Genomic DNA, 20,699 nt, shown 5'->3' with positions numbered 1-20,699 from the left:
TATGAATTATGAATTATGAATTTTTTATCAACTATCAATTGTCAATTATCAATTATCAATTATCAATTAAATGGTATAGGCATCAAAGCCTCCATCTACGATGGCCAATGTGCCGGTCACAAACTTCGAGGCATCGCTGATCAGGTACTGAATCGTGCCAAAGAGTTCTTCCGGTTCACCAAAGCGGTTGAACGGCGTATGTCCCAAAATCGACTTCGAGCGGTCGGTGTATGAACCGTCCGGATGCAACAACAGGGATTCGTTCTGCTGCGTGATAAAGAAGCCCGGCACAATCGCATTGACGCGCAGGTGATTGCCGAATTTCTGTGCCAGCTCGGCCGCCAGGTATTTGGTGAAATTGGCGATAGCCGCTTTGGCGCAGCCATAACCTACGACGCGCGTGAGCGGACGCAAGGAGGAGATGGAGGCAAAATTCACAATACTCCCTTTTGGCTGTTTGGCTATTTCGGGGAGAAAAACCATCGTAGGAATCACGGTCCCGAACAGATTCAGGTCGACCACCTTGCGGAAGGCGTCGATTTCCAGATCCAATATGGTCTTTTCCGGCGGAATAGTCGCTCCCGCCATATTGCCACCGGCGGCATTCAATAAGACGTCGATCCGGCCGTATTGCGCCACAATATCTTCCCGGTTCTTTTCCAGAACCTCTTTGTTCATAACATCTGTCGCCAGGAAAAGAGCTTCGCCCCCTTTTTGGCGTATATTGGTTACCATTTCGTTGCCCGCAGCTTCATCTCTGTCGAGGATAACCACCTTGGCACCCTGCTCCGCCAGATAATTCCCGATGCCGCGCCCCAGAATACCGCCGCCACCGGTGATGACCACTACCTGATCTTTTACACTAAATAAATCGTTCATAGCTTCGTATTATTAGAATTGTTGTCTCTTTTAGGCTCTCCATATCAGGAGTATAATTCCCCCTGCGACAAATGTAATACATTTCTTTCTGAAAATATGTGTGCGAACACATATTTTAACGCCAATCTGTCATTTTGATATTTCGGCAGGAGAATTTCAGCAAAAAGGCAGGAGTATTTTGACAAACTCCCGGGAGAAACATTTTTTAACAGTTCGAAGTGTAAGCAAAAGAGTGCTAATCCGTTAGAAAATGGCTCTTCCTGCTTACACTTGTGATTTTGGGTTCATGCATAACAAAAACAGCCATTCTTCGGATGAACCATACATATTTTGTTATATCTTTGGAAGACTTGGGTGTCGGCATGATTCGTGCGGCAGCCATTAAAGTGGAGATTATGAAGTCAGCTATACAACAACAAAAGGGAGGAGGCTTTGGCGTCGCTCCCGTTTATTTCACCGCTATATCCACCATCTTGGGCGCGATCCTCTTCCTGCGTTTCGGCTATGCCGTCGGCACGTTGGGTTTCTGGGGTGGCATCCTGATCATTGTGTTAGGGCATCTGATCACCATTCCCACTGCCTTGGCTATTTCCGAGATCGCGACCAATACCCGGGTAGAGGGTGGCGGGGAATACTTTATTATCTCGCGTTCGTTCGGATTGAAGATCGGATCGACCATCGGGATCACCCTTTATCTTTCTCAGGCAATCAGTGTGGCATTCTATATCATTGCGTTTACCGAGGCTTTTGCGCCGCTTTTCGATTGGTGGACGGGGCAGTTCGGCTTCGATCTTCCCCGGCAGGTGATCAGTATTCCCGCATTGATCCTGTTGGCCTTAAGCATTTTGCAGAAAGGAGCCGGCTCGGGCATGAAATTGCTCTATGTGGTGAATATTATTCTTTTCATCGCCTTATTTCTCTTTTTCATGGGGAAACCCATTGAAGCGGAGGGCGAGGTAGCCTTTCTGGCAAAAGAGAATTTCGGATTTTTCAATACCGACAGCCTCTTTGTCATCTTTGCCATTTGTTTTCCGGCCTTCACCGGTATGACGGCGGGGGTAGGGCTGAGCGGCGACCTAAAGAACCCCGGCAAATCGATTCCGTTAGGTACCCTGGCAGGCACGCTTACCGGGCTGATTGTCTACATACTGATTGTTTGGAAACTGGCTGTTTCCGCACCGCAAGCCGACCTATTGGAAGACCAGTTGATCATGTCGCGCATCGCGCTGTATGGGCCGATTGTGATTCCGTTGGGATTGGCAGCCTGCACCTTCTCTTCGGCACTGGGTTCCATTCTGGTGGCTCCCCGCACCATGCAGGCGCTCGCTTCCGACAAGAGCCTGCCGTTTCAGAAGGTCAACCGCTTCCTGGCGCGCGGAAAAGGGAAAGCCAATGAGCCGTTTAACGCTACGATCGTTACCTTCTTTATCGCCTTAGTCTTTGTATTGATGGGCAGTATCGACCGCGTTGCGGGTATTATCTCTATGTTTTTCCTGATCACCTACGGCTGTTTGTGCCTGATCTCATTCCTTAACCACTTTGGGTCGCCCCCCTCCTATCGTCCACGTTTCCGTTCCAAATGGTACTTCTCCTTAGGCGGCTTCCTGTTGTCGGTCTGGGTGATGTTTATGATCAATCCGTTATACACCATCCTCTCCTACTTAGTGATTATTGTACTCTACCTCTTTATCGAGCATTACAACAAAGACCAGAAGGGGCTTGGCGATATTTTCGAAGGGGCCTTGTTCCAGCTCAACCGCCGGTTGCGGGTGTTTATGCAAAAACATCAGTCGGTGATGGAGAATGAAGAGTGGCGACCGTCGGCGATATGTATTTCTCCCCATTCTTTTGAGCGCGATAAGGTGTTGGAACTGATGAAATGGATCAGCCATCAGCATGGGTTCGGCACCTATTTCCATTTTATCGAGGGCTATTACAGCAAGCAGACACATGCCGAATCACAAGAGATCTTGCGCCAACTGATCAACAACCAGCGCGAGCACGACAGCGCGTTGTATATCGACACGATGATCTCGCCCTCCTATACCTCAGCCATTGCCCAGGTGATTCAGACCCCTTCTATTTCGGGGATGGAGAACAATATGGTGGTCTATGAGTTCGATAAAAACCAGCCCGATGAACTATGCCGGATATTAGACAATATCAATATGGCCAAGGCGGGCAACTTCGATATCTGCATCTTCGCCGGATCGCATTATCCGCTGCGCACCCGCAACGGCATTCACGTATGGATCCGGGCCACCGACGAGAAGAATACCAACCTGATGATCCTCTTGGGTTATATCATCATGGCCCATCCCGATTGGCATAAGAGCCAGATAAAGATATTCATCACCAGTACCAACCCCGAAATGGAAGTGGTGAAAGAGGAACTGCAGGAACGGATCTCCGAAGGTCGCCTGCCGATCACCCTGGCGAATATCGAAATCGTCTTGTTGGATGAAAAACAAACCGTAAGCGATGCCATCCAGACACGCTCCAAACATGCCGGCCTGACGCTGATCGGCTTCCGCGAAGAGATCTTAAAACACGAACCGATGAAGTTCTTTACCGGCTTCCAGGATATTGGCGATATCCTGTTTGTCAATGCTTCGCAATCGAAAGAGATTAACTAACCTACTCCCTGGCTACCGAAAACCGATAGATCAGCGGATGTTGGATGCCCAGGATGCCGTAGCCTCCTTTAACATTGGAATAGATGCGTACCGGATGGGAGAAGGTGTCGCTGTTCCATTTCTGTTCGATGGAACGCATATAGAGGTAGAGCGATTCGGTAATGGAGTAGAGTTCGATCTCTACATCGACCTTTTCTTTCAATTCGTTTGATCCATAGCTTAACGGGAAATAGACATTGAGGGTATATTCCCCACCGTCGAAAATATCGTCGGAAAAGATGCGACAGATGTTCCCTTCATAGTCCTCCACGCCCTGATCGACCAAGCTGCTCAGTGCCAGATCCTGATTGATGTAATAGTCGGTCACCTCGCTCAGGTATTCCCATTTGGTGCCTTCGTCATACAATATCTTCCGGCGGATAAGCAGGCGGTAGTAGTTTCGCTCGTTCGGACGGTCTTTGATGGTGATCAATGAACGCATAAACAGGGAGTACTTCTCGAAATCGAAGAAACGTATGGTATCTACGGAAAGAATCACCGGCAATTCGGGAACAGTCTCTTCAACATAGACCCTTTCCAACAACTCATGGTTGATCTCAATGGCTATCTTATCGCCCGCCTTCAACTCTCCCGGCCTGTACGCAAGGTAGTTCCCCCCGGCAGCATAATAGGTCTGCGGTTCACCATTCACTGTTATCTCCAGCGGCAGATCCTGCAAGCCGCCCGGTGGCAGTTCCCATTCGTCTTTCCATTCGGAAGAGGGATCACCCCATTCTTTCCAGTCTTCCATATCTTCGAACAGGAAATAGCTGGTGGAAAAGTCGAGCAATTGTTCCTCCTGGCGGGTATCGACGATATGATTCACAACCAGTTTGTTGGCTTTGTCCTTACCTTTGAACTCGATAATGTTTTCACAAGCAGTAAAGAACAGGAGGCAACAGACGACCGGAAGGCAATATAGGATGGCTATTTTCTTCATATGGGTCAGAATTTATAGGTGTACGAAAGAGAAGGAACGATCGGGAAGAGCGTGATCTTCTTCAATACCCGGTGCTCGTCGCCGTAGGAATCTTCTGCATAATCGGTGGTGATCAGGAAAGGATTCATCTGGTTGTAGGCGTTATATACACTCAGGTTCCAGATGCTGTAACGCTTTTTCGTGCGGCTGGTATAATAGGAGATGCCGAGATCCAAGCGGTGATACGGGTCGAGGCGATAGTTGTTGCGGTGATCGAACTGCTCAACTAAGAAATAGCTGCCGAAAGGGGCATCGGGTATCTCGGCCGCCTTGATCTCTTTCATCGGCAGGGTGATCACATTACCCGAATTGAACACCCAGTTGCCCGAGAACTCGAAGTGTTTGCCCAGTTGCTGTATAAGCGAAATGTTGATGCTATGGCGGCGATCGTATTTGGCGGGGAACCACTCATTGAAATTGATCTGCTCGAAACGTCTTTCCGTCTTCGCCCAGGTATAGCCGATCCACCCGGTCGTTTTCCCCGTCATGCGTTGCAGGAACACCTCCAGCCCGTAGCTGCGTCCCTGGCCCGCCTCCACCTTATTCTCCCATCCGGCCGAGAGGCTGAGCAGGTCGGCTCCGTCTTCATACTCCAACACATGCTGCATATCCTTGTAATAGGTCTCGACCGAGAGATCGAAACCGTGCGGCAGATTGGCAAACAAGCCCATCGAATACTGATGCGAATCCATCGGTTTCACCTTCTTGGTGACAGGCACCCAGAGATCGGTCTGCAAAAACATGATATTACTCGACAGCATATGGATATACTGCTTCATATGGGTGTAGCCCGCCTTAAACGACAGGTTGCTGTTCAGGCGATAGTTCAACGAGAACCGGGGAGAGGCCGACGCGTAGGTCTTGCCTTCGACATGAAACAGGGAGAAGCGCAATCCCGGGTTGATCTTAAAGCGCGGTGTGATCGCCCAGTCGTCTTCGGCATAGAGCGCCGCTTCGTAGGCAAGGATGCGCCTTCCCTGTTGAAAGTCGTAGCCGAAGAAGTCATCACGTTCCTCAGACGATTGCTGACTGAGCACCTCGGGTTTGAAATTATGAAAGGTGAATGCCGCTCCCATCCGCACATAATGCTGCGGCGAAGGGATAAAGTCCAGGTCGGATGTCAGGCTGTAATCGACAATGCCCGAATTATATTTTGCTCCGACATAACTCCTGTTTTGCATATCATAATCATAATGCGACTCATAAGTTTTGGCAATATGCGTATCATACATATAATTGTTGTACGCCAGTTTGGTGTTGAGGAAAAGGTTGCCCGAGAAGATATGATTCCATTTTGCCGCGGCAATCGTACTCCCCCATTTCCAGTCCTGTGTGGTAAGGGCGTTTAGCTCTCCCGAATAACCGTCGCGCGTATCGTATTGGGTATCGAGCTTATCCCGCCCGTTGTAGAACATGAAGAAGAGACTATTCTTATCGTCTAATTTATGTTGCAGCTTGGCGTTGATATCGTAGAAAAAGAAATTGTAATCGTCGTGTTCCGATATCTGGTCGTCCAGCCGGCGGAGTCTGTCGAGTATCGTGCCCATAAACAAATCGATATAGGTGCGTCGGAATGAGAGGTTGAAGGATGTTTTGTCTTTCACGATCGGCCCTTCAAGCGCTGCCTTCATCGAGATCAGCCCGACAGAGGCCGTTCCATGCAGTTGTTCCATATTGCCGTCGTTGGTGCGGATATCGACTACCGACGAGAGGCGTCCACCGAAGCGCGCCGGGAATCCGGCTTTGTAGAGATTGACATTCTTGATCGCATCCGAGTTGAAGATCGAGAGATACCCAAACACATGGCTGGTATTATACACCGGAATGCCATCCAATAGGATCAGGTTCTGGTCGGGACTGCCACCACGCACCGAGAAATCGCTCTTTCCCTCGTCGCTTGCCTCCACACCGGGCAGCATCTGCATCGATTTCATGATATCGGTCTCTCCTAACAAAGAGGGAATAGCCGTCAGTTGCGCCACCGGCACATTGATCGTGCCCAGCTGAGTACTTTCCAGTTTAGAGCGGCGACTGCTGACCACCACCTCCTTCAATTGCGTACTCAACGGATTGAGCAGGATCTCAAGAACCGTATCCCTTTCTAAGCGGAAGGAGACTCGCCGTGTTTCATATCCTATATAAGAGCATTGCAGAACCACCTCTCCATGGGGTAGTGTCAGGCTATAGAATCCATACGAATTGGAGGCCGCCCCTTGGTGGCTTCCGAGGTCGATCAATGCGGCGCCCACCAGACTTTCGCTACTACCCGATTCCCGGATATAACCGCTTATTTTATGGTTTTGTGCCTGTAGAGTATAAAAATGTAAGAGTAACAGGAAGGTTAGCAAAAGAGATTTTTGCATATTGATACGCGTTATACATTAAACCGGAAGTGCATGATATCGCCATCCTGAACGATATATTCCTTGCCTTCTACGCTCATTTTACCGGCCTCTTTGACGGCAGCTTCCGAACCCAACTTAATAAAGTCTTCGTATTTGATCACTTCGGCGCGAATAAACCCTTTTTCGAAATCGGTATGGATCACACCGGCACATTGAGGCGCCTTGCTGCCTTTCAGGTAGGTCCAGGCGCGCACCTCCTGTACCCCGGCCGTGAGGTAGGTCTCCAGGTTCAACAGGCGATAAGCCGATTTGATCAAACGACCCACACCCGATTCCTCCAAACCGATTTCCTCCAGAAACATCTGGCGCTCTTCGTAGGTCTCAAACTCGGCAATCTCGCTTTCGATCTTGGCGGCAACGACCAGAATCTCCGCATTCTCCTCTTTGACCGCTTCGCGTACGGCCTCTACATAATGGTTGCCGCTTACGGCGCTGGCTTCATCCACATTGCAGACATACATCACCGGCTTGCTGGTCAACAGAAACAATTCACGAGCCGCCTTCTGTTCGTCTTTCGTATCGAACGTGACTGTGCGGGCGCTTTTCCCTTGCTCCAAAGCTTCTTTGAATTTCAACAAGACATCATACACCAATTTGGCCTGCTTATCACCGCCGGTCTGTGCCTGCTTCTGCACCTTGGAGATACGCATATCGATCGTTTCCAAGTCTTTTATCTGCAATTCGGCATCGATGATCTCCTTGTCGCGTACCGGATCCACATGACCATCTACGTGAGTGATATTCTCATCGTCGAAACAGCGCAATACATGCAGAATGGCATCCGTTTCCCGTATATTGGCCAGAAACTTATTCCCCAAACCTTCCCCTTTGCTGGCTCCTTTCACCAGGCCGGCAATATCGACAATCTCTACGGTGGTAGGAACTATTCTTTGCGGATGAATCAGTTCGGCCAGCTTGTTCAGTCGCTCGTCGGGAACTGTGATTACACCTACATTGGGTTCGATTGTACAGAAAGGAAAGTTAGCCGATTGCGCCTTCGCGTTGGATAAGCAGTTGAAAAGAGTGGATTTACCTACATTAGGCAAGCCCACAATACCGCATTGTAATGCCATCTATTTTTATGTATTTAATTTATAACCTTTTATTGCGGGTGCAAAGATAGTGAAAGTTGAGAGCAATCGGAAGGGAAAACTCATTTTACCTGAAGATTGCCGAGGCGCATCCTATCTTATGAAAAGAGAGTGAAAGTCGAATACAGAGCCAAACTTGGTTATTTTAGCTTCAGCTTTTTCACGAGGAACTTGGCAAGCTCACGTCCAGCTTTGGCATAACATTCCTGAATACGGTAGCCCACCTCGAAGTCTGTACCCCAGAAGTCATTAGCGGATGAATTGCGGATTTTAATAACCCCTATCTCCTCCTGTGTGGCTTTATCAATGATACGGCAGGTAAGGTTGATGGAGGCATTTTTCCGAGCAACTCCGACGTTGAATCCCGGTTCGGTAAAGTCGGTATTGATAATGATCAGGTATTTTGCCTCTTGCGGATCAATGAAGAAGTCATATTTTTCCATGTGTTTGGAGAATAACTCCTCAAACTTAGGCTCAAAGCGTTCTTGACGGTCGCCTATCCATGCCTCCAGCCAAGCATCTCCCCGACCTGCCTCTTTTTCGTTATAATCGCCCACTTTTTTGTCGATATAGTCCGCTTCTGTCATTTTCCCTACCGACATATTATCGTATGTATAGGCAAATTCAACCATTCGCTCCTCTTGAAACGGGGGAAGAGATCCGGAAGAAAGCGTTATGCTTTGTGAAAAAACGGATAGGCTCAGGCAGCATAGAAAGCTCATGATAAAATACTTTTTCATAAAAGAGTTGTTTGTTAGTTGGTTGATATTACATTTTCGGTCGCAAACTTAAAAAGAATCATTCAAACAGGTGCTACATAGGAATAAAAAAACGCCGTGAAGTAACTCACGACGTTTTGAATAGTATCTGATGATCTTTATTTAGCAATCAACAGGAAGTAATTCTTCTTGCCTCGTTGAACCAACAGGTATTTCCCATTCAACAGCGAGGAAGCGTTGATCACAACGTCGGTTTCCGCCAGTTTTTCTTTGTTTAGGCTTACACCGCCACTTTGCACCAACTTACGCATCTCGCCTTTGGAGGGGAACACGGCCGCCTTCTCCGTAAGAAGATCCACAGCTTTTATTCCCGCGTTTAATTCATCGAACGAGATCTCGAACTGAGGAACTCCTTCGAAAACAGCCAACAGCGTCTCTTCATCCAATTTCTTCAATGTCTCTGACGTGGAGTTTCCAAACAGGATATTGGAGGCTTCCACCGCCATTTCGTAATCCTCTTCGGAGTGAACCATCACGGTAATCTCCTTGGCCAAACGCTTTTGTAAGGCACGTTGGTGCGGAGCTTCCGCCTGTTCGGCTTCGAGCGCTTCGATCTCTTCCCGCGAAAGAGCCGTGAAGATACGGATATACTTAGCCGCGTCTGCATCGCTTACATTCAACCAGAACTGATAGAATTTATAAGGAGAGGTATAACGGCGATCGAGCCATACATTGCCTGTTTCCGTTTTGCCGAATTTACCCCCGTCGGCTTTGGTAATCAACGGGCAAACCAAAGCGAAAGCCTCCGCTTCGGAACCAAGCTTGCGGCGAATCAGTTCCGTTCCGGTCGTGATGTTACCCCATTGATCGGAACCTCCCATTTGCAGGCGCACGCCTTCATTCTGATAGAGGAAAAGATAGTCGTATCCCTGCAGTAACTGATAAGAGAATTCGGTAAAAGACAACCCGGTGTTCGACTCGCCGCTTAGGCGTTTCTTTACAGAATCTTTGGCCATCATGTAGTTCACGGTCAAGTGCTTACCGATATCACGAATAAAGCCAAGGAAAGAATAATCTTTCATCCAGTCGTAGTTGTTTACCAACTTGGCCGCGTTAGGCGCGTCCGAATCGAAGTCAAGAAACTTCGCCAACTGTTTCCGGATACTCTCCTGATTGTGACGGAGTGTTGCTTCGTCCAACAAGTTACGTTCCGCAGACTTCATCGAAGGGTCGCCAATCATACCGGTTGCCCCACCGATCAAAGCGATCGGACGATGGCCAGCCCGCTGAAAATGGCGAAGCATCATCACGCTCACCAGGTGGCCGATATGCAACGAATCGGCTGTTGGGTCGATACCAACATAAGCTGAAGTCATCTCTTTTTGTAACTGTTCTTCCGTTCCGGGCATCATATCATGGATCATGCCCCTCCATCTAAGTTCTTCTACAAAATTCATCGAATTAAATATTATTTTTTACTAAAAGAATGGCGTCAAAGGTACGACTTAAAACTAATACCGCAAAGTAGTTTGTTAGAAAGGGAGTTAACACCAAATCATCATAATACTCTTTAAAACACGTTCACCTCGTCTGGAATCCTTTCTGTAATTGCAATCGCTTCCACATTTGCTAATCGAGATTACATTTCAAAATCTGATACTCGCCGTTTTCATCTGCTGTAATACCGAAAAGGGATGAATCATCTTCGCTTATGACAAATGTGTTTATCAACTTGTCTAATGTGTATGATTTGACAAAGTTACCCTCCCAATCAAAAACAAAAATATCTTCATTATAAAAATTGGGATACCCCTTGTAATCGTTCTTATCAATAAAATCCTTATTCCTTAGGGGGTAGGGCATGAGATAGATGTACTTATTCGTTGTGTAGGCTTTTAATCCTCTTAAATTTTCAATATCCCCTTTTGGATTCATCCCATCGTCTGAGGTTGTATAGATTGTAAAGTCATTTACTACCGATTTTCGAGATACTTCATGTACGTTTTTGAAGGAAAAAATTTCAGCATAATTACCCGACCAACCGTAGTATAGATATTGATTTCCTATCCCTCTACTCCTTATCCCACCATTATTGTATATTACTCTTTTAGTAATAATCTCCGCATAACAGTTATCTTCTGGGAAAGAAGCGTTTGTGTCTATAATTATATCTTTCTCCTTATGCACTACGGAGAGCATATTGGTTTTATCTAAACCGCCTCCCACTATAACATAAGCGCTATCACCCATTGTTGCAAAACCTCCATTGGTTCCTAAGAAATAATCATTAAAAGAAGAGCTTTTAAACTTTGTCCAGTTTTCTTTTTGATACAGGTTACTTGATTCTGCGTTTATTTTATAATAATCCACGCTGTTGTCTTTGGAGTCATAAAAATAAATATCCTGTGTGGCTTTATCCACAAAACAAGAAGGATAGACCATTTCATAAGGACCATTTCCTATCCGTATCAAGTCGTTCTCTTTTACCAGCTTATTGCCATTCATAGCAAAAATGGTAAAAGCGTGATCCGTTTTAAAGTTTTGAACGATCAGTTTGTCGTTTATCATCTCAACCAAATAGTCACTCAAGATCATAGAATCACACTCCAGAATAGAAGAGCTGATCTTGGTGTTATTCAACTTCTTTAATTTATCTAAAGAAGAACCCCGTTCGCTATACGAACAAGATATGCACACAAAAAGGAAAAGGATGTATGAGTATTTCATATATTTATCGTTACAATTACGGGAGGGATTTGCTCCCTCCCACAAAACTATAATAATAAAAAAGAACTGACGATTATTTGATCAAAATTAGTGTATTTTAGTTTTCTTTCTTATCTGGCGTGACAGTTTAGCCCAATATTTCATGATTCCTAATAGTAGAAAAACAATAAAAACGGATTATCTTCCTGCTTTTTATCAGCCTCTTCCAACGAAATGGGAATTACATTCAGTATAGTTTCTGCGATACTACCGGAGGAAATATCCATGTGAGAGAGCATCTCGTAGACATAGTGGTAGTAGCCGTAATTAACGAAACACCGTTCTTCTTCCATTGTGTACAAAAAGGTGGTAGGGTTTATAGGCACTCCGTTTAGGTCATTTAACAAATTTGCAGCAAGATGGGTAACGTTATCTTTGTGAAAACAGGTGACTATATTCTCTTTTTTTCTAAAATTGAAATATACCATATTGTTTATTTTCGATTCATAGTATGAGTCAATAAGAAAACTGTAATTAGTAGAGAATAATTTTTCTGTAAATTTTTCTTTGGGGTTTTCTGAAAAAATATTAGTTGGCAACTCTCCTGACGTAAACGTAATCTTTTTATTTTTATTGATTGATTTATCGTTTATCGAGTACACTTCGTTGCTAAAAGGAGTAACAAACCAAGTGTAGTTCATATCGTTTTTCATTCCAAAATTGTAGTTTTGAGAGAGGTTGTATCCTGTTAAGTTTTTTTCTATCGGGAAGCTACTGTCTATTATTTTATTATCTTTTACTAATAATAGATTTTTGTCATTGTTTCGAGTCTGCATATTGGCAGCGTAACTTGCAAAAGCGTCATTCCCTATGTACTTTTTTTGAGCGGCAGGGAAAGAATCCCGATCTTGTTTAACCATCGACAAATTGTCAAGATCGTAGTATTGTATTTTGTTTCCACAGAAAAGCACTAAAAGTCTTTTTTGAGCATCAATATCAAAATTGTTTACGTTTAGGTATTCGTCGGGGCCTTCACCTACATTTTGTATTTTAGAAACATAATTCCCATCTCGATCAAACACAAATACCGACTCGGTAATGATGTCTAATATGTAAATATTCCCTTCATGAATAATCAAAGAGGTAATCTCTGCAATCAATGATTCTGGTGTAGTTTCCAACTCTACTATTTTTACGGATTCAAATATGTTGGAAATGTTGTATATAGTTTCGATTTTATGGTCATCTATATCTAAATAGTCAAAAGCATGATCTGTATCCTCTTTTTGAGTACATGCGAACAGAGGTAACATCGACAGTATTAGAAATTTAAATTTCATAGATTTAACTATTATGCTTCGTAAACATAATGTTTTACTTTCATAATACCAACTCTTCTATTTGAAGAATGTCCTTCTCTAAGAAATTTACGAATTCCCTTCCCCCATCGTTTTCGTTTTTACCTTCTAAAAGCTACGGATGCACAGAGAGAAACAGATCATCAATCTCCTGCCATTCTGACATAAAAATATAGTAGTCTAATTGCCAAAGAGCAACTTTCCCCCGGAAACCCAAATTGTCATTTTGATATTTCGGCAGGAGAATTTCGCCAAAAGGCAAGGAGTATTTTGATAAAGTCCCGGGAGAAACACTTTTTAACACTCCGAATAGTAAGTATAAATAGGTCATTTAGTTAGAAAACAAGAAGCGATTGCTTACACTTCGTTTTGGGGTTTTATCCGGTTTGGAGAAGGATGCGACGGCTGACGTAATGGCAGTTTTTGGATACCACTTTATTTATGGAAAGGGAAAAGAGTGCGGCTGTTTTTGGCTAAGGTGTCGGCGACCTGCTCGATAGGGAGGCGTAATGATTGGGCGATCCGATTGTATATTGAGCGGATGCCGGTGGGGCTTTCGTCGGTTTCGGCTAAGGCGTGTGAAGGCCAGGCGGCGCGTAGTGCTTCCGCTTGGAAAGTTTCGCCGAACGAGAGGTAGAATCCATGGGCGATCAATTGCTCCGCCAGTTCCTTTTTCCCACGAAAACCATGGATAATCCAGGGTATGTGGGGCGAAAACTCCTTTTTAGCAGCCAGCAGTTCCGGCCATGCCTTGACGCAATGGATAATCAGGGGTTTCTGAAAGGTCTCGCTTAATTCGATTTGCTGATAGAACACCTCTTGTTGAAGCCGCATATCAGTTGCGACTAATTTATCGAGCCCCGCTTCGCCCAGGGCGACTGTTTCGGGCTGCGATAGGCGCTGTTGCAGCTCTTCCAATTGCTTGTCTTTATCCTCTATATACCAGGGGTGGATGCCGTAGGAGCGGAAAGGGGCATCGGTCGATGGCTCTCCTTCGCGGATTATCCTGTTCAGGATGGCAACCTCGTCGGGAGAAGAGGGCGATTGGTGGGTATGGATATTGTAATAAAGCATCTGGTGCGGCATATGGAGGTTAGGGAACGGGGTCATATCCGCTGCCACCCCAGGGATGACAGCTGGCGATGCGTTTCACGGCCAGCCAGAGGCCTTTTATCGGACCATGTTTTTTGAGCGCTTGCACGGCATATTCCGAACAGGTAGGCGTGTACCTGCAGGAGGCCGGTGTCAGGGGGGAGATGCAATATTTATAGAAATAGACCGGCAGGAGTAGGATTGTCGTAAAAAACTTTCTCATCCGATTTTCTCTTGCAAGATACGGATTGCTTTCGACATAGCCTTGCCGGTCGATTGAAATGTCGGCTCTTCCTGGTCAATAAAGAGGAAAGCGACCAATAGGTGTTTGTCTTTTTCTTCCAAAGAGGCGATCAGCGGCTCTTTCTGCAAGCGGTAGTTCTCGCGCACAAGCCGTTTGATACGGTTGCGTTTGACGGCTCGTTTAAACTTTTTCTTGGGGACACTGATCAGGATCGAGGAGCGAACCGGCATCGGCTCTTCTGAAAACAAAAAAATAACCCGTAGTGGAAATGCCACAAACGAACTGCCTTCTGCAAAGAGAAGGTCGATGTGACGTTTCCACGACAGGCGTTCTTGTTTTGTAAAGGTATACCTCTTAGTTGTCATTTCTTGCCATTCGCCTTCTTCAGATATTGCTCCAAAGCGGCTGTCATGGAAGGGGCTTCAGACGTGGGGGCTTCCACGTCTAAGCGAAGCCCGGCATCTTTCACTGCTTTGGCCGTCGTCGGGCCAAAACAGCCTATCTTAATATCTTCCTGTTTGAAGTCAGGGAAGTTCTTCAACAGGGAAGAAATCCCGGAAGGACTGAAGAAAACCAACATATCGTAGTCGAATGTCTCGTCTTTAGAGAATTCATTACTCACCGTACGGTACATCACCGCCTTGGTATAGTCGATTTTCTTTGCATCCAACATATCAAACAAATCGTTCTTATGCACATCGGAAACAGGAATCAAATACTTTTCTTTTGCATGTTTGGCAACGACAGTTACCAATTCTTCCGGCTTACCTAAACCGTAGAAAATCTTTCTCTTTCTGTAAACGATATACTTTTGCAAATAAACAGCAATCTGCTCTGTTGTGCAGAAATACTTCATAGTCTCAGGCACTGTCACCCGCAACTCCTCGCATAAGTTAAAGAAATGGTCGATAGCTGTACGAGCCGTAAAAATAATCGCTGAAAAATCCAGAATAGATATTTTTTGTTGTCTGAATTCTTTCGCACTTAAAGGCTCAACCTTAATAAAAGGGCGAAAGTCAATATCGATTCCATATTTTTGAGCAATATCAAAATAAGGAGATTTCTCGGATGCAGGCTTCGGTTGTGAGACCAGCATTTTTTTAATAGTCAACGCCATAAAGCACTCAACTCGATAAAATTATACAATAATATTGCCCCGTTAGTGAATAGGAACAAGGGCGTTATTTCTTGGGCGCAAAGGTACAAAAACAAATACAGATAATCACCTTTTTTGATTTGAAATATTCGTATCGTTTTATAAATAATAACACAACGACTCAGTAGATAGAATGCGGAAAACAGGCAAAACGGATAGATTGGGTCGGTATCAATGAATAATATCCATAAAAGAGGAATATAAAAAAGCACGCCCAATAGATCGAGTGATGCCTGATAGCCTACTTGCCAAAGCCGATAAGATTCTTTTTCAAAGAATGTCCACCCGATCAGTGCGTAGATGCCCCTTTTAAAGAAATAAAACAGGAGCAATAACAGGAATAAAGATCCCGCATAGAAAAGAATTTTTGCGCTATTTACGCTGTTATGATCCGGCATCCATCCCTCTTTTCCGCACCAGATCAATAGAAATAGTGTGGAGAGAAGCAGGGTCTGAAAGGTCATAAACACATGAAACACCCGTTCGTCGCCTTTCGACCCTTGCCCTACTTCGAACAGGCTTTGGCGGTGCTTCACCTGCACAATGTCTTTGAGCGTACGCAGGAATACGGGGGAATAGCGATGGAAAATGAAAGAAAAGGATATGAACAATAGGAAAATGATCCCCCAAATAAGATCGTTTATCCATTGCTCCTGCCCTATAGGAATGCCTGTATATCCTTCAAACATGAATTAAAAATGACTTAGCGAATCGTTATTTCGGGATTTATTTGCTGCAGATCAAGTAGTAAAGAGGTTATATCATCCTCTCTTAAATTCACTTTGGGGCTTTTGCGAGGCGATCCGTAATAGGAATAATGAACTCTTATGCCGTATTCACCCACTCTTTCCAGGTCTACAATGTCTTTGATCGGAATAGGAAAGGAGCCGATAGTCAGCTTGTCACTATCTGTCACCTGAATAGCATTGCGACTTCTCTGATAGAACAGATACGACAATGCCACCAGATTGATCAGCTGGAAACTTGCACCCACCCAATTCTTATTATACAAGAGGGAGCCCACCAAGATGAGCCATGTCGCTACGACCACCCCGATAAGTATCTTGTTTCCCCGAGACTCTACAAAACCATAAGCTGCTTTCATATAAACGAACTTTCTTTTTTGATTTCTATATCGGAATTAAAACTCTTCAACAGGCTGATAAACTCTTTTTTGTTGCGGGGAGAAAGCATCATCCAGGGACCGGTCTCCGTCAAGATCAATAAGCGGTCGAACGAAAGAGCATAACTCCAGGCCGGCATGATCGTAGGTTCGATCGTCCGGATCTCCGCGATGGCGATCTTCTTTTCCGGGAAGAAGCTGCAATGAGCAATCAATATTCCGTCGGCTGTGATTCGATACCAGGTGTTCAGAAACACATGAATGGTGATAAGCGTAATCAGCGTCATGCCGATCATCCACCAGATGTTCGATTGCAGGAACGAAGCCACGCAGCCGATACCGACAATAAGCAGAAAAATATGATATAAACCACCGACTTTGGAGCGGAACTCTCTATCCATTATACCTTGTATTAGTTGAGGGCGCAAGTTAGTGAAAATAGTTGAAAAGGGCAGAAAGTGAAAGAATACAATTATTTCGCACTTAACAGCTCAGGCGTGATGGAGTCACATCTCAGCTGTATTTGTGCGGCGGAACTCTGGGAGTCGACAGAGGCATTCACCTTCATCCGGATATCTTGCTTTTTGATATCGAAAAGCGCCGGCCCAATTCCCAAGGTGGAAGACATTTTTTGACCATCGAAAAGGGTAAATGTAAGGATCAGTTCGTGCGACACCTGTTGACTTGTATCGCCATCCCAAAGGAAGAGCTTTCCCTCGAATCCGTCGGAAGTTTTTTGTAAAAAGATAGGCAGTTGTGTTGTCGATGTCCGGTTCATTTTCCGGTTGGACACGTGCAGCGCCGGGGTAACCCCGGTTAATACGCCTTTACATCCCTTGATTTTGCCCATATCCTTCTCGTCCAGTTTGATGTCAAACAAGACGCATTTGGTGAAGTAGGTGGGGGTCAGGGTGATTGTTTCATGTTTATCGGCAACAACAAGCAAATCATGATGGATTGTGCCATAAAGCGGAGACGACGAAGCGTCGTCCTCTTCTTTAATGTTAAAATAAGCTTCCGCATGGTCAAACTGACTGCGGTTTCTTAGTTTAATGGTGTTGTTATTACTATTGTAGACCAAAAGGCCGTATTTACCCGGCGGTAAGGCTATTTTCAATGTCCCGGTACTGCTTTCGGTTTGTATCATCGGCCCGTTATTCAACGGATAAAAACAGTAACAAAGCGTATTCTGCTCAGCATATTCCACTCCAATGCTCTCCCAGTTGATGGTAAAGGTAACCGTACCATACTGGCGAGAAGAAGAGGAGTTATCAGCTTGTTTCTTACAACTAAAGAAGAGCAGGCATACCAACAAACAACACGCAATAACATACCATCTGTATGCATTATTATTGCACATTCCCCAACTGGTTTAATAAATTAGTTCACTCGAAGCAAAGGTATTCAGAAGTTAAATTGCGTTTATTGAGAATTCTGTTCAATAAGTTGTAAATATTAAATGTCCGATAGTAAATGATGAATACCCGTTTTTTTATTCACCCTCTTCCCGTTCTGCACGGATAGCACGGGGCGACTGCCCAAAGTTCGAGCGGCAGAAGTGGGAGAAGTTCGAGAGCGACTCGAATCCGTATTTGTAGCATATATCCGAGATGGAAAGGTCGGTCGTAAGCAGGTCGACATGAATGTCCTGGCATTTGCGTTTCAGCATCCACTGATAGGCCGGTTCGCCAAACGTATCCTTAAACAACCGGCGGAAAGTAGGCACACTGTAGCCTCCCAACTGGGCAAAGGCCTCCACATCTTTGACGTTTTGGTAGTTCTGTAATATGAAATACTGGAAGCTCTTGCTGTAACGGTAGATGGTTGAATAGAAAGCCGCCAAATCCTTAATGGGGTAATAGCAGTTGAGCAGAAATAACAACTCCGTCTGTTTTGCCTGCAGGAACACAGAGCAACGCAGGTCGCTGTCCAAAAAGCTTTTCATCCCGTAGAGGAAGTTATGCAACGGTTGGACGGTATCCATCACCACCGGGCCGACATGTCCGGCCGATGCCATAGAGATACTTTTGTTGTATCGTTCGTTACATACGTTTTGGGGGCGTTCAAACAGATAAAGAATGGCTTCGGTTGCTTCCAGAATCTGAAACTCGACGCGCGACCCTACCGGTTGCAGAATAAACTGCCCTTCCCGGAATATGGTGTCGGGATGCTCTTCGCTGTTTACCCGTACCTCTCCCTTGAGCAAGAAATACATCGTGTTTTGCAAAACACGCTCCTGCGGAATAAGCACTCCTTTGGGGTAAGAGCGATATTTAAAAATGTGCTTCTGATAGAACGAACAAGAGGCACAGTCGGTATATTTCGTACATCTGATCTGGTCAAGCATACCTTGATCGACTTATAATTTTACTTTTTTACTTTTCCCTTTCAAACTCTCGTTGTGAAAGCGATCAACAGCTGTTACAACATATATATAGGTATCCGTTCCCTTATGATAAGGTAGTTGATATTGTTTTTCTCTTGTGATGGCCACGATATGTGAAGGATCATCCAGGTTTGTTGTTTCTCCTTTCTTAAAACGGTAAACCACAAAATAGGAAGCTGTTTCCGGGTTCGCCGTATGTTGGGGTGCATCCCAATGCAACAGGTATCCTTCAGGTGTCCATTCGGCCTTTAGCTTCTTTACCTCTTTGGGCGCACGGTCGTGTAAATGGCTGTAAGGCGGTATCAAAGCCGGGTATTTTTGGTAATGAACCCGCAGACTGTCGGCCACTCCTTCGTTGTTCCACAACAATTCGTTGGCCGGCCAGAAACAATGTCCTTTTACATGCGGCAGCGATTTCTCTTCCTTCATTTTCAGGGTTAGCTGATCGGCTTTCATCGTACGGGCCACGTCTTGTCCGATATACAAGTGGCGATCGCCGGCCTGTTTATCCCACCAACGAACCAGCGTCGTATAGTCGGCCGCCGTATGTCCTATCTCCCAATATACCTGAGGCATATTGTAATCGATCCATCCTTGCTGCACCCAATGAAGCACATCCGCATACAGGTCGTCGTAGTTTTGCAGTCCGTTTGTGGCACTGCCCGAACCATCTGGTGTACTCTTTTGGTTGCGGTATATGCCGAAAGGGCTGATGCCAAATCTCACCCAGGGCTTTGCCAATAGAATCGTTCGCTTCAACTCGCTGATCAAAAGATTGACATTCTCACGCCGCCAGTCTCCACGTTCTTCTTCCTTGTAGCCTTTTGCCAGTCCGTAACGCTGGAAACTCCTGTCGTCAGGGAAAGGAAGGCCGACCACCGGATAGGGATAGAAATAATCGTCCATATGGATCGCATCTACGTCGTAGCGAAGCAGAATGTCGCGCACCACGCGGCAGATGTGCTGCCGGTTAGCCGGAATACCCGGGTCGAAAAGAATTTGCTTGTCGTAAACAACAAAACGTTCCGGTTCGCGATGATACAAATGTTCTTCGGCCAAAGCAACGGTTGTGTGATTAGTGCATGCTCTGTACGGATTCAGCCAAGCGTGAAACTCCATGTTGCGATGGTGACACGCTGTAATGAGAAACTCCATCACGTCAAAGTCTCCCTCAGGCGCACGTCCCTGCTCACCTGTGTAAAAGCGGCTCCATGGTTCCAACTCGGAACGATAAAATGCGTCCGCTTCGGGCCGTACCTGAAAGATGATAGCGTTTATCCCACACGCCTGCAGGACATCCAGTTTACGTATAAAATCCTTTTTAAGCTCATCCACCGTCATAGTGGCATATTCACTTTGGTGTGCTGTCTGTATCCATGCGCCACGGAATTCCCGTTTGGCAGGCTCATCCGACAGGTTCGGTCGGATCACACGCTGCGTCGAGCAGGACATCCATGTTAGAAAAAGCAAGAAAATCCCCAGTCGCTCCGGAGTAAATCGTTGACACATCCTATGCACCTTTTCCATGAAAAACTTAAAAAGCATCAACAAAAGTAACAGATTTTGAGCAGATAACAAAGGATTTACAGCAAAAACGTAAATCAAAGCCAATACGACCCATGCCCTCCATAAACTGAGAGTCAACCTTTGCCTCCTTAGCGTTGGGCAGTAGATAACGAAACGTAACCGTATGATCGGCATGCACAAAGGAAGCAGGTGGATTATTCTTCATTCCAAGTGGACAAACTATCCAAATTGCTCATAAAGGGTGAAACCGCAATGGATGTAGCTCCCCTCTTTTAGCTCTTAGATTTTAGTTAGGCAGTAGTGTCTTTCAATATACACAAGAATTTCTCGTTCCACTTTACATATCCCTTTTTATATCA

At 45.4% G+C, this 20,699-nt stretch carries 19 protein-coding genes; 1 reads left to right on the top strand and 18 read right to left on the bottom strand.

The genetic code is table 11. From position 1 onward, the window contains the following. Positions 1-66 precede the first annotated feature (66 nt). A complete protein-coding gene (locus tag M2137_RS12800) occupies positions 67-879 on the bottom strand; it encodes an SDR family oxidoreductase (protein WP_280766842.1) in 813 nt (270 codons plus the stop codon). 314 nt (positions 880-1,193) lie between these two features. On the opposite strand from M2137_RS12800, the gene M2137_RS12795 reads away from it, so the two are divergent. Next, positions 1,194-3,515 carry an amino acid permease gene (locus M2137_RS12795; RefSeq protein ID WP_280766841.1) on the top strand — a complete coding sequence of 774 codons (2,322 nt, stop codon included), beginning with the start codon at positions 1,194-1,196 and terminating at the stop codon, positions 3,513-3,515. Position 3,516: 1 nt separating this feature from the next. Here the strand turns inward: M2137_RS12795 and M2137_RS12790 are convergent, their stop codons facing one another. From M2137_RS12790 to M2137_RS12710, 17 genes are all read right to left on the bottom strand, one after another. Continuing rightward, on the bottom strand, positions 3,517-4,494 hold the full coding sequence (locus M2137_RS12790; protein WP_280766840.1) for a DUF4249 domain-containing protein: 978 nt from the start codon (positions 4,492-4,494) through the stop codon (positions 3,517-3,519). A 5-nt stretch (positions 4,495-4,499) separates the two neighbouring features. After that, positions 4,500-6,896 (bottom strand): TonB-dependent receptor, encoded by a 2,397-nt coding sequence (locus M2137_RS12785; RefSeq protein WP_280766839.1) that lies wholly within the window; start codon positions 6,894-6,896, stop codon positions 4,500-4,502. Between the two features lie 11 nt (positions 6,897-6,907). Beyond that, on the bottom strand, positions 6,908-8,011 hold the full coding sequence (gene ychF, locus M2137_RS12780; protein ID WP_280766838.1) for a redox-regulated ATPase YchF: 1,104 nt from the start codon (positions 8,009-8,011) through the stop codon (positions 6,908-6,910). Between the two features lie 158 nt (positions 8,012-8,169). Continuing rightward, entirely contained in the window at positions 8,170-8,769 is a 600-nt protein-coding gene (locus M2137_RS12775) for a hypothetical protein (RefSeq protein WP_280766837.1), read from the bottom strand. 137 nt (positions 8,770-8,906) lie between these two features. Continuing rightward, positions 8,907-10,205, bottom strand: a complete 1,299-nt coding sequence (gene tyrS / locus M2137_RS12770) for a tyrosine--tRNA ligase (protein WP_280766836.1) — start codon at positions 10,203-10,205, stop codon at positions 8,907-8,909. A gap of 172 nt (positions 10,206-10,377) precedes the next feature. Beyond that, positions 10,378-11,343 carry a BF3164 family lipoprotein gene (locus M2137_RS12765; protein WP_280766884.1) on the bottom strand — a complete coding sequence of 322 codons (966 nt, stop codon included), beginning with the start codon at positions 11,341-11,343 and terminating at the stop codon, positions 10,378-10,380. A 281-nt stretch (positions 11,344-11,624) separates the two neighbouring features. Then, entirely contained in the window at positions 11,625-12,794 is a 1,170-nt protein-coding gene (locus tag M2137_RS12760; RefSeq protein WP_280766835.1) for a 6-bladed beta-propeller, read from the bottom strand. Positions 12,795-13,247: 453 nt separating this feature from the next. Further along, positions 13,248-13,922, bottom strand: a complete 675-nt coding sequence (locus tag M2137_RS12755) for a TatD family hydrolase (RefSeq protein ID WP_280766834.1) — start codon at positions 13,920-13,922, stop codon at positions 13,248-13,250. Next, a complete protein-coding gene (gene yidD / locus M2137_RS12750; RefSeq protein WP_280766833.1) occupies positions 13,906-14,127 on the bottom strand; it encodes a membrane protein insertion efficiency factor YidD in 222 nt (73 codons plus the stop codon). The genes M2137_RS12755 and yidD overlap by 17 nt, the downstream gene beginning before the upstream one ends. Continuing rightward, positions 14,124-14,513, bottom strand: a complete 390-nt coding sequence (gene rnpA / locus M2137_RS12745) for a ribonuclease P protein component (RefSeq protein WP_280766832.1) — start codon at positions 14,511-14,513, stop codon at positions 14,124-14,126. Before rnpA ends, yidD begins: the two co-directional genes overlap by 4 nt. Continuing rightward, positions 14,510-15,259 carry a uroporphyrinogen-III synthase gene (locus M2137_RS12740; RefSeq protein WP_280766883.1) on the bottom strand — a complete coding sequence of 250 codons (750 nt, stop codon included), beginning with the start codon at positions 15,257-15,259 and terminating at the stop codon, positions 14,510-14,512. Before M2137_RS12740 ends, rnpA begins: the two co-directional genes overlap by 4 nt. Continuing rightward, positions 15,256-15,993: a DUF4271 domain-containing protein gene (locus M2137_RS12735; RefSeq protein WP_280766831.1), complete on the bottom strand. Its 738-nt coding sequence runs from the start codon at positions 15,991-15,993 to the stop codon at positions 15,256-15,258. The genes M2137_RS12740 and M2137_RS12735 overlap by 4 nt, the downstream gene beginning before the upstream one ends. 14 nt (positions 15,994-16,007) lie before the next feature. Then, on the bottom strand, positions 16,008-16,409 hold the full coding sequence (locus M2137_RS12730; protein ID WP_280766830.1) for a hypothetical protein: 402 nt from the start codon (positions 16,407-16,409) through the stop codon (positions 16,008-16,010). After that, positions 16,406-16,828 carry a PH domain-containing protein gene (locus M2137_RS12725; RefSeq protein WP_280766829.1) on the bottom strand — a complete coding sequence of 141 codons (423 nt, stop codon included), beginning with the start codon at positions 16,826-16,828 and terminating at the stop codon, positions 16,406-16,408. The genes M2137_RS12730 and M2137_RS12725 overlap by 4 nt, the downstream gene beginning before the upstream one ends. Positions 16,829-16,899: 71 nt before the next feature. After that, on the bottom strand, positions 16,900-17,787 hold the full coding sequence (locus tag M2137_RS12720) for a DUF5119 domain-containing protein (RefSeq protein WP_280766828.1): 888 nt from the start codon (positions 17,785-17,787) through the stop codon (positions 16,900-16,902). A 132-nt stretch (positions 17,788-17,919) separates the two neighbouring features. Next, entirely contained in the window at positions 17,920-18,774 is an 855-nt protein-coding gene (locus M2137_RS12715; protein WP_280766827.1) for an AraC family transcriptional regulator, read from the bottom strand. A gap of 12 nt (positions 18,775-18,786) precedes the next feature. Further along, complete coding sequence (locus tag M2137_RS12710) at positions 18,787-20,265, bottom strand: family 10 glycosylhydrolase (protein ID WP_280766882.1); 1,479 nt, start codon at positions 20,263-20,265, stop codon at positions 18,787-18,789. Positions 20,266-20,699 lie beyond the last annotated feature (434 nt).

Origin of the sequence: Parabacteroides sp. PFB2-10 (genome assembly GCF_029893085.1) — a bacterium.
Classification (GTDB): Bacteria; Bacteroidota; Bacteroidia; order Bacteroidales; family Tannerellaceae; genus QVMG01.
The sequence above is the reverse complement of the archived record's forward strand: the minus strand, read 5'-3'. Positions and strand labels throughout refer to the sequence as shown.